The following is a 13,116-nucleotide window of genomic DNA, read 5'->3' as shown; positions in this document are numbered from 1 at the left end:
GCTATCGTCAGCAACGCCGCCGAAAAGGCGCCGTCACTCGATTCCGACCGACTAGGGCCCGGGCGGACGCACCCGGTGACCACCTCATTAGCGAGCGGGTACATCGGTCATGGGAAAAATATAAAGGGGTAAGCAAACTCTCTTTGACAGAGATGAGCACACATTCAGGTGACGGTTTGCTAGACACATTAACCAGGATTCGATTCAACGACGAACGAGTGATCTTCGTCGAGTCCGTGATCGTCATCATTCTCACATGGACGCTCGCGGCTCACATCTTCAACATCGTCGACGTGATTTCCAAGCCGTCATTAATCGGAGGCTCGATGTGGGAGATCGTCAACAGCGGCTCCTTCCTCGAACACATGGTCCCGACGCTACGCCGGACCGCGTACGGGCTGGTCGTCACCGTGATCTTCGGGACGACGCTTGGCATCGCGATGGGCATACGCAACTGGATCAAAATGGCCTTCCAGGACTACGTGACAATCGGGCTGGCGATGCCCGGACTGTTCATCGCCATCTTCGCGGCGATGTGGTTCGGGATCACCGACGTGACGCCGATGGTCGCGGCCGCCGTTATCGCGTTTCCGTTTCTCACTCAGAACGTCTTCGAGGGTGTCAACGACATCGGCAACGACATCCTGCAGATGGCCAGCGCCTTCGACGTGAGCAACCGTCGCGTCGTCCGGCGCATCGTCATCCCGAGCATCATGCCCGAGTGGTTCGCCGGCATCAGGTACTCACTAGCGATCATCTGGAAGACGGTGACCCTGGCCGAGCTCGTCGCCGCCGAGAACGGCGTCGGTTTCATCATCCGGGACCATCTCGAGCGCCTCGACTTCACGGGGGCAATGGCGTGGACGATTCTGTTCGTCTTCGTCGTTCTTCTGGTCGAGTACGGGATCCTTCAGCAGCTTGAGAAAAGAATATTTAGCTGGCGGGAAGACATTAGCGGAGTGATGGCAGCATGAGTTCACAGGACCAGCAAGTAAGCGGGGCGTCCCTCGGCGTCGACACCGGCAGCGCAGGATCAATCCACATCGAGAACCTTACCAAGGAGTTCAACACCCAGCAGGGACACGAGCTCGTCTTCGACGACGTCAACGTCGAGATCGAGCCGGGGAGCTTCGTCACGCTCCTCGGGAAATCTGGCAGCGGGAAGTCGACGATGCTCAACATTATCAGCGGCGTCCTCGAGCCGACGGAGGGCCAGGTCCGCTTCGAGACCGCTGACGGCTCCGGCGAGGCCACGCTCGGTCACGTCTTCCAGTCGCCGCGGCTGCTACCGTGGAACACCCTCGTGCGCAACATCGAATTTGTCCACGAGGACAACCCCGAGTTCTCCCGCGACCTCGCCGAGGACTACCTCGATCTCGTCGACCTCTCCGACCAATACGACAAGTACCCCACGCAACTCTCGGGCGGCCAGCAACAGCGCGTCGGCATCGCCCGCGCGCTGAGCATCAACCCCGAAATTTTGCTCATGGACGAGCCGTTCAGCGCGCTAGATGAGATTACCGCTGAGGGACTCCGCGAGCAGCTGATGGAGATATGGCAGCATCTTAATAAAACCGTGTTCTTTGTCACCCACGACATCACGGAAGCCATCGAGCTGTCCGACCGAATGCTCATGCTCGGCGGTGGCGGCATCTACGCCGACCTTGAGGTGCCACTCGACCGCCCGCGTCGCATCGACTCCGACGAATTCCTCAAGTTCAGGCAGAAGGCCCTCGACGCCTTCCATAGCATCGACGAGTAACATGGCAACCAAAGACCAACCACTGCGTGTACCCGCCATCAGCGGGCTCGACGGCTGGCTCGCCCGCGGCCTTGGTATCGTATTGTTCTTCCTCGGCTGGGCGGCCGTGGCCTCGATGTTCCCGATGCGGCTGATGCCGTACCCTCATGAGGCGCTGTTGCTGGCCTGGGAACTCGTCAGGGCCGGGCAGGTCTGGCCCCAGCTGTCGGCGACGCTCGCCCGGATGTTCTGGGGTTTCTTCGGCGGCATGGTATTGGGCATCTCGATGGGGATCATGATGGGCATCGATGACTACCAGCGGAAGTTCCTCACTCCACACGTCGTGTTGAGCCTCTCTATCCCGCACATCTCGTGGGGGATCGCCATGACACTCATCTTCGGCTACGACATCCTCGCGCCTATCGTCGCGACTATCCTCGTCGTATTCCCCTTCGTCGCGGTCAACGTCTGGAAGGGCGTTGAGGACATCGATGGCGACCTTCTGGAGATGAGCAAATCCTTCGACATCTCCTTCCTCCGGACGCTCCAGCGGGTCATCCTCCCGAACATCGCGCCCTCGCTGTTCTCGGCCTCGCGACTCGGCCTCGCGATGTCCTGGAAGGCGGTGACCATCACGGAGATGTTCGCCGCCAGCTCTGGCATTGGCTACAAGATCATTGAGTCCTACGAGAGCATCCGGTTCGAGCGCGCCTGGGCGTGGGCGATCGTCTTCATGATCGTCATTCTGCTCATTGAGTACGGGATCTTCAAACCGCTCCAGCGGAAGGTCTTCGAGTACCGCCAGGACGCGGACTTCACGACCATCGGCTGAGTTCCCGGTGTCTCACTTCCTCGATGTGTCCACCGGTCGCCAGCGCCACAACCGTGCGCCGGCTCGCTGTTCTCAAGCAATCCCCACCAACCGCGAGTCCACGACTTGTTTCAAGTGCTGACAGTCTCCCACCGTGGCCTGCGCGGCACGCGGACGACAGCTGCTCCGCGATCTGTCGGCCACCGGGTCGGCTGTGATGCACCCCCGTACTTTCCCGTGAGCCGTGACATGGCGCATGCGGCGAGATCAACCTTGGCCTTCCGCACTTGGGAGCGTTCGACGGGGCGGGCCGCGTTATGCGGCGCCACAAGGCCGCTCAGGATGGACGAGCCGCTGGAGCCGACGCCGACGGTGCGGTGGCTCCCTCAAGGCGAAACACCGACAGGAAGGCGAGCGGAGCGCGACCACTGTCAGGACAGCAGTAAGATAAGAAGTGATGTGATCAGCGCCGATCGAGGTGACTACACGTGGTGCGGCGGGGCTATCGCGACACGCACGGTCAGAATTGGACGTGCTGGACGTAGTCCCCCCAGTTCTTCTCGGTGAGGCCCTTCTGGGCGACCTTGTTGAGGAAGTCCGACTGCGTTTGGACGTATTGGTCGGACATTGCGGTCGTGTCGTAGATGGCCGGGTGCTTGGGCGCGGGCAGGCTGTCCGTGCCCTCCAAGTTGATGCCGTAGTTGACGATGAACTTCGCCTCCTCCTCGCTGCCGGCGCCCATCGTCTCAACGTAGTCCTTGCTCCGGGTGATGACCGACAGTGGATCCTTTCGGAGTTTCTGCAGAGCCTTCTCCTGGGCCTGGTAGTAGACCTGGATGGCCTTCTTATTGTTCTCGTAGAACTCCGTTCGCGTGACGAGGTTCTGCATCGTCGGGAAGCCCCACTTGTTTTCCTGCCCGAAGACCGCTTTCGAGACGAGGTCCTTCAGCCAGAACAGCGGCTTGATGTCGCCGTTCATCATCTGCGGCGCGGCGCCCATTCCCTCGCCGGACGACCCGACGGCAAGCTTGCCGTCGGCAACCTGCTTGCCCATGGTAAAGTACCCGGCAGTGACAACGGAGAAGTCACCACCGTCCTCCTTAAACCGGTAGTTGAAGTTCTCAGCCATAGCAACGTCGTACGCCGTCGCGTCCGCACCACCCCAACTGCCGATGCCGAACTTCGCGTTGTCGTTGACGATTTTGTCGATTGACTGTTTGACACCGCCGGTCTTCTTGGGATCGTATTTCCCCCCTGTCTTGACCATCGGCCCGAAGTTTAACGGAACAAACTTCCCAAACACGGTGATCGGAATCTCGCGCCGCGGCCCGATCCGGCTCGCCTCAAGGGCACCGAATTGTGCGATGTCAGCCTTACCGGAAGTCCACGTCGGGACGTCGTCCCACGTGTTCTTGAACGTGAACACCGCCTTGGTGCCGAGTTCCTCGGCGGCCTGTTTATAATAACCTTCGTCCGAGGCCAGTTTTCGCAGCACCGCCCACCAGCCAGTCGGTGGAACGGCCGCGATCACTTCAGTAGCGTCCTCGTCGTCGACGTTGCCGGCCTTGTCGACGTTCTGATCGCCACCGTTGCTATTGGTATTCATACATCCGGCCATCGCAGCGATGCCTGCTATCGATCCCGCTGATTTCAGCACTGTTCGTCGACCTAGTTGGTGAGTTTGGCTATCAGCCATGTACATTGATACCAAATGACTACGCATAATTATTTCGGAACAGGCGTAATATTGTGTAGATTAACAAGAACCCGGATTTTCGGCAATTTCAGACCGCCTGGAAGGCGTTTGGAGATTTCACGGCCAGAAACTGGCCGGGATCAGAACACGATCACGTTCGGTTACCGCCAGCGCCGCGCTCAGTCGTCCGGGTCGCGATTGAGGAACATGGTCGCGGTGAGACCCTCGTCGCTTTGTTCGACCTGGTCCTCGCGGCGCTTAACGTCGTTGAGGACTGACTCTGAGAGCGTCGAGATGTCCGGCCAGTTGATCTCGATGAGGTTACCTGCGGGGTCGCGCACGTACAGCTGGACGGCGCCATCGGGCAGCTCAAAGGCGTGGGCGTCCGTGTTCGCGCGCTCGTCGTCGAACAGGTCGCGCTCGGCGGCCGTCCGGTATACGGCCTCAAAGTCGTCCACCTCGAACGAGAAGTGGTGGTACTCCGGCGGCGGCGTCTCCCGCTCGAAGATGTGCAACTGCTTGTCACCGCAGCGAAGGTACTGGACAGGCACCGGGAAGTCGTAGGTCGGGATCCGATCAAGTCCGAAGACCTCCTCGTAGAACGTAACCGATGTCTCAAGGTCGTCAGCGTGAATACTCACATGGTTGAAATCTGTGGCTCGCATAGTCGTCGTGTACGACTGAGGCCAGCTACATAAAACGGACGGGCGAGTAACAGCCTGTCGATAGAGGGGGTAAGTGTGTTACCTGTGTGGTTCGTTGTAGGATGGCGGAGTCTGAACGGCAACGATCGGAAGTTAAAGACGACCGGCATGGTGTTCGATATCCTGGAGGCGCTCAGGGAGCTGGACGGGGCGCGGCTAACGACCACTGCCGAGGAACTGGATTTCGTAAACAGCACGGTGTACCGCCACCTCTCGACGCTCGCTGACAAGGAGTACGTCGTCAAAGAGGACTACGAGTACTACCTCAGCACGCGATTCTTACGCCTCGACTGCTACGTCCGTGAACGCAAGAAAATCTATCGGGTCGCCAAGCCGAAAATCGTGGAGTTGGCGGCCGAAACCGACGAGCGCTCCGAATTCATGGTTAAGGAGTACGTCCGGTCGATGTTCGTCCACCGCGAGACAGACGTCAACGCCGTTCAGACCGTCTCCGGCATCGGGAAGTACCACTCGCTCCACGCCACGGCTGCCGGAAAGGCGTTCCCTTCAGGCTTTGCCACAGAGCGCGTCCGAGAGATCTACGACAAGCGCAGTCTTGAGTCCTTCACGGAGAATACGATCACCGACGAGGAGGCGCTGTTCGAGGAACTGGAGACCATCCGGGAACGCGGCGTAAGCTACAACCTCCTGGAGTATATCAACGGCCTGCGCGCCGTCGGCGTCCCCGCCCACGACCCGCGCGATGAAGTCATCGGGGCGATCAGCGTCTCCGGACCGACCCACCGCCTGAAGGGCCAGTGGTTCGAGGAGGAGATCCCCAACCTGCTGCTGGGGACGGCCAATGAGCTCGAGCTGAAAATATCCTCCTCCTGATCTAGGGGCATCCGTGTTCGGTTAAGACAAGAAACCGAGAGACTGCGCTCGATTGACGAAGCTATCGTTGTAGACCGCGTGGGGAGAGAATGTGTTCAATACGCTCTCCCCGGACCTCATACGACGGCGGCTGACTTCCCTGTTTCCAGCCGAACGTATCGAAGACATCGCGCGAGAGCGCGATGTCGTCCAACGCCACCGGACAATCGACATCACGATGCTCGTCTGGACGCTCATCATGGGCTTCGCCGTCGACGGCGAAGCCCGCACGATCGCCGGATTTCAGCGGGCCTACTCCGCAGCGACTAACCAGACTGTTGCTCGCTCCAGTTTCTATGACCGGTTCACACCAGCACTTGGTGCCCTGTTGAGCGACCTCCTCGAGCACGCTCTCGAGGAGGTCGCGGTTCCCCACACGATCGCACCACAGTTCGAGTTATTTCGTGATGTGCTGATCGCCGATGCAACCGTTTTCCGGTTGCATCGGCTCCTTAGCGAGTTTCCAGCGACTCACTCGGATCAGTCCGGCGCGAAGCTTCACCTCGTCCATAACGCTACTACTCAGAGCCTCGAACAGTTCCAGCTCACCGACGAACGCACCCAAGAGAGCAGCCAGCTCCGCACAGGGAGCTGGCTGCGAGACCGGTTGTTACTGTTCGATCTCGGGTTCTACAGTTTCCGCCGGTTCGCGTTGATCGAGGAAAATGGCGGGTTCTTTTTGACGCGGCTGAAGTCAAACGCGAACCCGTTGATCGTCGGGGAGCGGCGGAAATGGCGCGGGCGCGCCATTTCCTTGCCAGGCCGTCGCCTCCAGGACGTTCTGGGCGACCTCACACCGCGAGATCGTAGACGTGACTGTGGAGATCACATTCAAGCGACGGCCGTACGCAGGGAAACAGTCAACCGACACGATGGAGTTTCGCGTCGTCGGTGTCCGCAACGAGGACACCGACGACTACCATCTGTACGTTACGAACCTGCCCGATGAGTTCACTCCGAGGCAAGTTGCGGCGCTGTATGGGTTGCGGTGGGAAGTGGAATTGCTATTCCGGGAGTTAAAATCGCTGTATGGGCTGGAGAAGTTCCAGACAAGCGATCCAGCAATCGTGGAACTGCTGGTTGTGGCGGCTCTGCTGACGCTCGTGGTCAGCAGAGCCTTGCTCGGTATATTTCAGGAGCTGTTTCCTGAGACGGTGTTCCCTCGGGAACGCTGGGCGAGGACCTTCAGGTCTCTCGCCCAGCTCATCCTCGAAGAGTTGGCCCAGTCGTTCGGGCATCCACCGCCGAACCTGCCGGAGTTGCTGTTTCGTGACGCTCGTCAACCAGAGAAATCACGCCTCTTACTTAGTGAACGAGTGGCTGAAGCCTACACGAGGTGATCCAGTGTTTAACCGAACACCAATGGATCTAGGGGCGTTACTGGACGCTGCGCATGGGGATCGTCGCCAGAACCACGACGAGCCCCGCCGTGCTGACGAGGACGAGCCCTGGGTCGAACGACCCGGTCAGGTCCTCAAGTGTACCGATGACGAACGGACCGGTGAATCCGCCGATTTCGCCGAACATGAACACGAGGCCCACAGCCGTCCCGGCGTGTCGTGACTCAATCCCGTCTATGTTCAGCGGCACTGAGCGGACGAGTGTAGCGAGACCGCCGATGCCGACGCCGACGCTCCCGAGTGTAACGACGATCGTACCGAGCGTCAGCTGCCCGAGCAGGAGCACGCTGGCCGTGCCACCGGCGATCATGACCCCGCAGGCCGCGATCACCGCGCGGCGGCGCGCCAGGTAGTCCGACACCGGCGGCAGTACGACCGTGCCCACCAGCTGGGCGACGATCAGCCCGCTGGTGGCGGTCGCTGCCGTCGTCGTTGCGAGACCGCGTCGTTCGAGGATGACCGTCAGCCACCCCTGGAGGCCGTGGGTTGCGAACAGGTACATTACGCCAACGACGACCAAAAGCTGGAGGTCGCGGTGCGTGCCCACCCGCCGGGCGTCGGCGAGTAGCGACTCCAGGGAGAACGAGCCCCCGTCGGCGCTCGGCTCGGCCGCGTTGGTGCCCGCAACGTGGCGCCAACCGTAGGTCATCGCCAGCCAGACTAGGGCGACGGCGGCTGTCACCAGGCCGCTGGCGACGAACAGCGGACGCCAGCCGCCCAGCGCCGGGCCGAGGAACGCCCGGTTGAGACTGAACGCGGCGGCTGTGCCCGCGTACAGTCCGACGAGGTACGCCGAAGACATCGCGCCGGATTGTTCGGGCGGGAACAGCTCCGAGACGAGCTTGGGGAGGCCGAAGGTCAGCCCCGTCCCGCCGAGACCCAGCAGCACCGTCAGCGCGAGCATCGTCGGGAAGGAGGTGGCGAGGCCGCGCCCGATGTGGGCGATCCCGACGACGAGCAGGCCGACGCCGATAGCCCGCGAGGCGCCGACGCGGTCGATGACGAGGCCGCTCAGCAGGGCGAACGGGACGTACGTGAGCGGGACCGCACCGTTCAGGAAGCCGGCCGCCGTGTTCGAGAGGCCGAGCTGGTTCGTAATCGGCGTCAGGAACGCCGCGATCGAGAACCAGACGAACAGGAAGCAGCCGTACCCGACGGTACCCACGAACAGCAGGAGGTACGCGCGACGACGGGACGGGTGGGTCGACCCTGTCATCGGAGACCCCCAGCGGGGGACGGCTCGATACGACCTGGCGACGGTGGGACTCGTTGGCTCACTGTTAGGGACATTCAAGCCGACGGCCCTGAAGATTGCGCTTTGGCGCCCCGAGCACTAACATTTAATACCGTTACCCTAGTCTCGGCTAGATGGAATCACCGCCGACACATGAAATTCGCAAGCTTTGACGTCACGACGGAGACGGGTACCGACAGGCGAGTGGGCGTCTACTCCGAGGCGACCGAAGAGCTCGTCGACGTGGCCGCCACGTACGCGCGGGCGCTGGCCGACGAGGGAGAAGGTAGCCCCCGGGAGGTGGCCGCGGCGCATGCGCCGACGGACATGACTGAGTTCCTCAAGCGCGGCGACCGCGCGATGGACGCTGCCCGCCGCGCACTCGAGCACGCCGACGAGACCAACGCAAACACCGGGCTTGACGATGGATCGCTGCGGTATGACCCCAACAACGTCCGCCTGCTCAGCCCCATTCCGCGGCCGAACTCCATCCGCGACTATATGGTGATGGCTGAGCACGTCCAGAACGTCTTCGACGACATCCCCGAACAGTGGTACGACCTCCCCGTCTACTACAAGGGCGACGCGGACTGCATCGGCCACCCCTACCAGGATATCGAGTGGCCATCCTACACGGAAAAGATGGACTACGAGCTCGAGCTGGCCGCCGTCATCGGATCGAAAGGTCGGGACATCAGCGCCGACGAGGCTGAGGATTACATCGCCGGCTACACCATCTACAACGACCTCAGCGCCCGCGACATCCAGTTCGAGGAGATGGAGGTTAATCTCGGGCCCGCCAAGGGGAAGGACTTCATCGGCTCGAACGTCCTCGGCCCCTACCTTGTGACGCCAGACGAAATCGAACTCGAGGACGTCCAGCTGTCGGCCCGCGTCAACGGCGAGGAGTGGTCCTCGGGATCCCTCGGCGCGATGCAGCACTCCTTCGCGGAGATCATTGAGTACACGTCCCAAAGCCTGTATCTACATCCTGGCGACGTCCTCGGCAGCGGGACCGTCGGCCTGGGCTGTGGCCTGGAGATGGACAAATTCCTCGAGCGCGGCGACACCATCGAACTCTCCGCCGCGGGCATCGGCACCATCTCGAACACGCTCGTCGACAAGTAGCGGCGCTGGTCCGCGAACTTTTATTCGAGGGCGCCACGAGGAGCGTGTGTGATACGGAACCGCTCAGAGTTCGACGGGACGGGCGCAGCCGCCGTCGCGCTCGTCGTCGACGAGGCGTGATCACTCGGTGTCCTGCACCCAGACGGTCTTCTTGTTGACGAACTCGTGGATGCCGTCCCGGCCGAGCTCGCGCCCGTAGCCCGAATCCTTCACGCCGCCAAAGGGGAGCCGCGGGTCGGACTTAACGAGCTCGTTGACGAAGACGCAGCCGGCCTCGATACGCCCGGCAAGGCACTCGCCGCGGTCGAGGTCCGTCGTCCAGACGGAGCCGCCCAGCCCGTAGGGGCTGTCGTTGGCCACCTCGATGGCCTCCTCCTCGTCGCTGACGGGGATGACGGCCGCCACGGGCCCGAACGTCTCCTCGGCGGCGGCGGGGCACGTCTGCGGGACGTCGGTCAGAACGGTCGGCGGGTAGAAGTACCCCTCACGGTCGAGCGGCTCGCCGCCGGCCAGCACCTTCGCGCCGGCGTCGACGCTGGCCTGGACCTGCTCGTGGAGCTCCTCCATGAGATCCTCGCGGGCCTGCGGGCCGATGTCGGTCTCCTCATCTATCGGATTGCCGACGGTGAGGCTCTCAATCTTGGCGGTGAATGCGTCGACGAACTCGTCGTAGACGTCCTCGTGGACGATGAAGCGCTTGGCCGCGATACAGGACTGCCCGGAGTTCTGGTTCCGCGCCTTGGCGGCGACCTTGCAGGTCCGCTCGATGTCGGCATCGTCGAGCACCACGAACGGGTCACTCCCGCCGAGTTCGAGGACAGTCTTTTTCAGCTCGCGGCCGGCTGTCTCCGCGACGGCTCTGCCGGCGTACTCGCTGCCGGTGAGCGTGACCGCGGCGACCCGGTCGTCCTCAATGACCTGATCGACCTTCGAGGAGCCAATCAGGAGGCTCTGGAACGTGTTCTCGGGGAAGCCGGCCTTCTCGAAGACCTCCTCGATGACCAGCGCACAGCCGCTAACGTTCGAGGCGTGTTTCAGCAGGCCGACGTTCCCGGCGACGAGGTTCGGCGCGGCGAAGCGGAACGCCTGCCAGAACGGGTAGTTCCAGGGCATAACCGCCAGTACCAGCCCGAGCGAGTCGTAGCGGACGTAGGTCTTGGCGTGCGAGACTGCGCCGACGTGTTCGTCCTGGAGGTACTCGTTGGCGCGCTCGGCGTAGAACTCACAGCCCCAAGTGCACTTCTCGACCTCGGCAATCGCCTGGGAAATCGGCTTGCCCATCTCCTCGGTGATCGTCTCGGCGTAGCGATGCTTGTTCTCCCGGAGGACATCGGCCGCGTCGTCAAGGAGCTGCTGTCGGTCCGTCAGATCAACGTCGCGCCACTCCTCGTAAGCGGCGCTCGCGTCGGCGATCGCGGTGTCGACTTCCTCGGCAGAGAGCGCGTCGTAGCTGGCGATCGACTCCGCGGTTGCAGGATTGACTGATTCCATCGGTGGACACGAACTCGAATACGACCAAAGCATGTAGCGTTTTTGATTATAAATTTGAGGCGTTCGGTCGCGCCGTGATCGGGAACGGCCTCCCGGCGTCGTCGCCGATCGCCCACCGATTGGCGACACTCGTGGTAACACTTCACACAATTATTCCCGTATAGTGGAAACGACCGTCAGACCGCCTATATGGCCAGTATTTCCGACCCTTCCTCCGGTTATGGAGAGGATGTCCAGCACCGACGGCACAATCCCAACTGGGAGTGACTCTCCAGGCCGTTACTCACGTATATCCCAGTAGTCGTTCGATTTCTTGTTAGTTGAGTCAGCTCACCAGGCAGTACGTTTACTGGGCGTGAACGAGGATGAATTCACATACACATCAGACGTAACATTCGTAGTGTCCGAAGATGCAGGCTCGATAGCCCATGTTTCCGCATTTTGGAAATGTGGCCTGCCCATGTGCACAAAAGAGTGGCACGAGCCGGGATAGCACGGATTTCGAGTGATAGTGGCACGGAAGCTGACGATATTCGCGCGCCAATTCGGGATAGTTCCCACATTCCGGGATTTTAAGCAAATGATGCAGTTTCATCCCTCAAACCGCGGCGATCCGCGAGCGAAACGTTTCCGCATTCCATAATTTTAAATACTATCACGCGTTCTATCATGTTAAAATGGGAAAGAATGACGCGGGGTCGGCCGGGGTGATCAAGTCGATTAGCAGAGGTTTCCGCATCGTGGAAACACTCAAAGAGCTGGACGGGGCCCGGGTATCGGAGCTCGCCTCGGAACTCGACATGGCCAACAGCACGGCCCACCGGTACCTGACGTCCCTGGAGGCTAACGAGTACGTAATTCAGGAGGGGTACCGCTACTACCCGAGTATGGAGTTCCTCAACATCGGCGACTACGTCCGGAACCGCAAGGAGGCCTACCGACTCGCCGAGGAGAAGGTGGCCCAGCTCGCGGAAACCACGGATGAGCGCGCGGAGTACCTGGTCGAGGAGTGCGGCCACGTCGTATTTGTCCACTGCGAGACCGGCGCCCACGCCGTCCAGGCGGACTCGCACCTGGGTAAGCGGCTTCCAATCCACGCGACATCGGCCGGGAAGGCGATCATGGCCTTCCTCCCCGACGAGCGGGTCATGGAGATCATCGAGCGCCACGACCTCGAGAGCTACACCGCCAACACCATCACGGACTCGGACGTCCTGCGCGATGAGCTGGCGGAGATCCGTGAGCGCAACGTCGCATTCGCCACCCAGGAATACATCCAGCGGATGAATACGGTCAGCGTCCCGGTGATGGACGTCGACGGACAGGTCTGCGGCGCACTCGGGATCTCCGGGCCGACCCACCGCATGAAGGGCGAGTGGTTCCGCAAGGAAATCCCAGACCTACTGCTGGGAACGGCCAACGAGCTCGAGATCAACGTTTCCTACCAGTAACGCCCGCCGTTCTTCCCACATAAACACCCTGCCACCATTGTACCTGCCATTGCAACACGGACACGCCCAGGACGGCTAGATTTCCGTTATGTAGGAGTACTCCTTGGAGAGCGCCTAGACATCGTCCGAGAAGAAAGCGACAATGAGGTACCAGGACGCCGTAGTACAAGGCCTGAATCCGAACGCTACTACCTGTGTCGGTGTCAAGCGCGAGATCGGCAAGGCCGGCCGCGATCGGGGGCGCAATCCGCTCGACGAGCCGCCGGACGTATCGGGCGTGCGCGGGTTCATACAGGACCGAGAGCGCGGCATCGCATTCAACGACGAGGAGGACATCGACAGAGTGCGAGCCGTCACGGCCTCGATCGAGGACGAACACGGCCGGGTCGACGGGTCACTGAGCGTGTGCGGCCCCGCCCGGCCCATGCGAAGCGACCTGTACGAGGAGGAAATCCCTGATCTGCTCGTAGAGAAGACCAACGACGTTTGGTTCAACGTCGCCTTCATCGAGCGCCAGGATCTCAGCTGTCGGCGCAGGCGCTCACACCGATGGACAGCTTTTAGTAGCATTCCCGATGACTCTTGAT

Annotated in this window: 11 protein-coding genes and 1 pseudogene; 8 read left to right on the top strand and 4 right to left on the bottom strand. The window is 61.3% G+C overall.

Features of this window, described 5'->3' with window-relative positions; translation table 11 throughout:
- Positions 1–152 precede the first annotated feature (152 nt).
- The 3 genes from NJU76_RS18195 to NJU76_RS18185 are packed head-to-tail and all read left to right on the top strand — an operon-like array spanning position 153 to position 2,573.
- A complete protein-coding gene (locus NJU76_RS18195) occupies positions 153–974 on the top strand; it encodes an ABC transporter permease (RefSeq protein ID WP_254533270.1) in 822 nt (273 codons plus the stop codon).
- Positions 971–1,762 (top strand): ABC transporter ATP-binding protein, encoded by a 792-nt coding sequence (locus NJU76_RS18190; protein WP_254533269.1) that lies wholly within the window; start codon positions 971–973, stop codon positions 1,760–1,762. Before NJU76_RS18195 ends, NJU76_RS18190 begins: the two co-directional genes overlap by 4 nt.
- A gap of 1 nt (position 1,763) precedes the next feature.
- A complete protein-coding gene (locus NJU76_RS18185; protein WP_254533268.1) occupies positions 1,764–2,573 on the top strand; it encodes an ABC transporter permease in 810 nt (269 codons plus the stop codon).
- 499 nt (positions 2,574–3,072) lie between these two features.
- Here NJU76_RS18185 and NJU76_RS18180 read toward each other — a convergent pair whose 3' ends face one another.
- The gene (locus tag NJU76_RS18180) at positions 3,073–4,158 is read right to left on the bottom strand and encodes a substrate-binding domain-containing protein (protein ID WP_254533267.1); all 1,086 of its coding nucleotides are present in this window, start codon (positions 4,156–4,158) and stop codon (positions 3,073–3,075) included.
- Between the two features lie 269 nt (positions 4,159–4,427).
- On the bottom strand, positions 4,428–4,913 hold the full coding sequence (locus NJU76_RS18175) for a VOC family protein (protein WP_254533266.1): 486 nt from the start codon (positions 4,911–4,913) through the stop codon (positions 4,428–4,430).
- Between the two features lie 147 nt (positions 4,914–5,060).
- Here NJU76_RS18175 and NJU76_RS18170 point away from each other — a divergent pair, with 147 nt between their 5' ends.
- Both NJU76_RS18170 and NJU76_RS18165 read left to right on the top strand, forming a co-directional pair.
- Entirely contained in the window at positions 5,061–5,786 is a 726-nt protein-coding gene (locus NJU76_RS18170; RefSeq protein ID WP_254533265.1) for an IclR family transcriptional regulator, read from the top strand.
- A gap of 91 nt (positions 5,787–5,877) precedes the next feature.
- Positions 5,878–7,165: pseudogene (locus NJU76_RS18165) on the top strand (IS4 family transposase).
- A gap of 37 nt (positions 7,166–7,202) precedes the next feature.
- Here the strand turns inward: NJU76_RS18165 and NJU76_RS18160 are convergent.
- Positions 7,203–8,441 (bottom strand): MFS transporter, encoded by a 1,239-nt coding sequence (locus NJU76_RS18160; protein WP_254533264.1) that lies wholly within the window; start codon positions 8,439–8,441, stop codon positions 7,203–7,205.
- 171 nt (positions 8,442–8,612) lie between these two features.
- Here NJU76_RS18160 and NJU76_RS18155 point away from each other — a divergent pair, with 171 nt between their 5' ends.
- Positions 8,613–9,587 (top strand): fumarylacetoacetate hydrolase family protein, encoded by a 975-nt coding sequence (locus NJU76_RS18155; RefSeq protein WP_254533263.1) that lies wholly within the window; start codon positions 8,613–8,615, stop codon positions 9,585–9,587.
- Positions 9,588–9,707: 120 nt separating this feature from the next.
- Here NJU76_RS18155 and NJU76_RS18150 read toward each other — a convergent pair whose 3' ends face one another.
- The gene (locus tag NJU76_RS18150) at positions 9,708–11,111 is read right to left on the bottom strand and encodes an NAD-dependent succinate-semialdehyde dehydrogenase (RefSeq protein WP_256566960.1); all 1,404 of its coding nucleotides are present in this window, start codon (positions 11,109–11,111) and stop codon (positions 9,708–9,710) included.
- A 644-nt stretch (positions 11,112–11,755) separates the two neighbouring features.
- Between NJU76_RS18150 and NJU76_RS18145 the strand changes: the two genes are divergently transcribed.
- Positions 11,756–12,529 (top strand): IclR family transcriptional regulator, encoded by a 774-nt coding sequence (locus tag NJU76_RS18145; protein ID WP_254533261.1) that lies wholly within the window; start codon positions 11,756–11,758, stop codon positions 12,527–12,529.
- Between the two features lie 142 nt (positions 12,530–12,671).
- Complete coding sequence (locus NJU76_RS18140) at positions 12,672–13,115, top strand: IclR family transcriptional regulator (protein ID WP_254533260.1); 444 nt, start codon at positions 12,672–12,674, stop codon at positions 13,113–13,115.
- Position 13,116 lies beyond the last annotated feature (1 nt).

It is taken from the genome of Natrinema gelatinilyticum (assembly GCF_024266705.1).
In the GTDB taxonomy this organism is placed as follows: Archaea; Halobacteriota; Halobacteria; order Halobacteriales; family Natrialbaceae; genus Natrinema; species Natrinema gelatinilyticum.
This window is presented reverse-complemented; position numbering and strand designations above follow the sequence as displayed.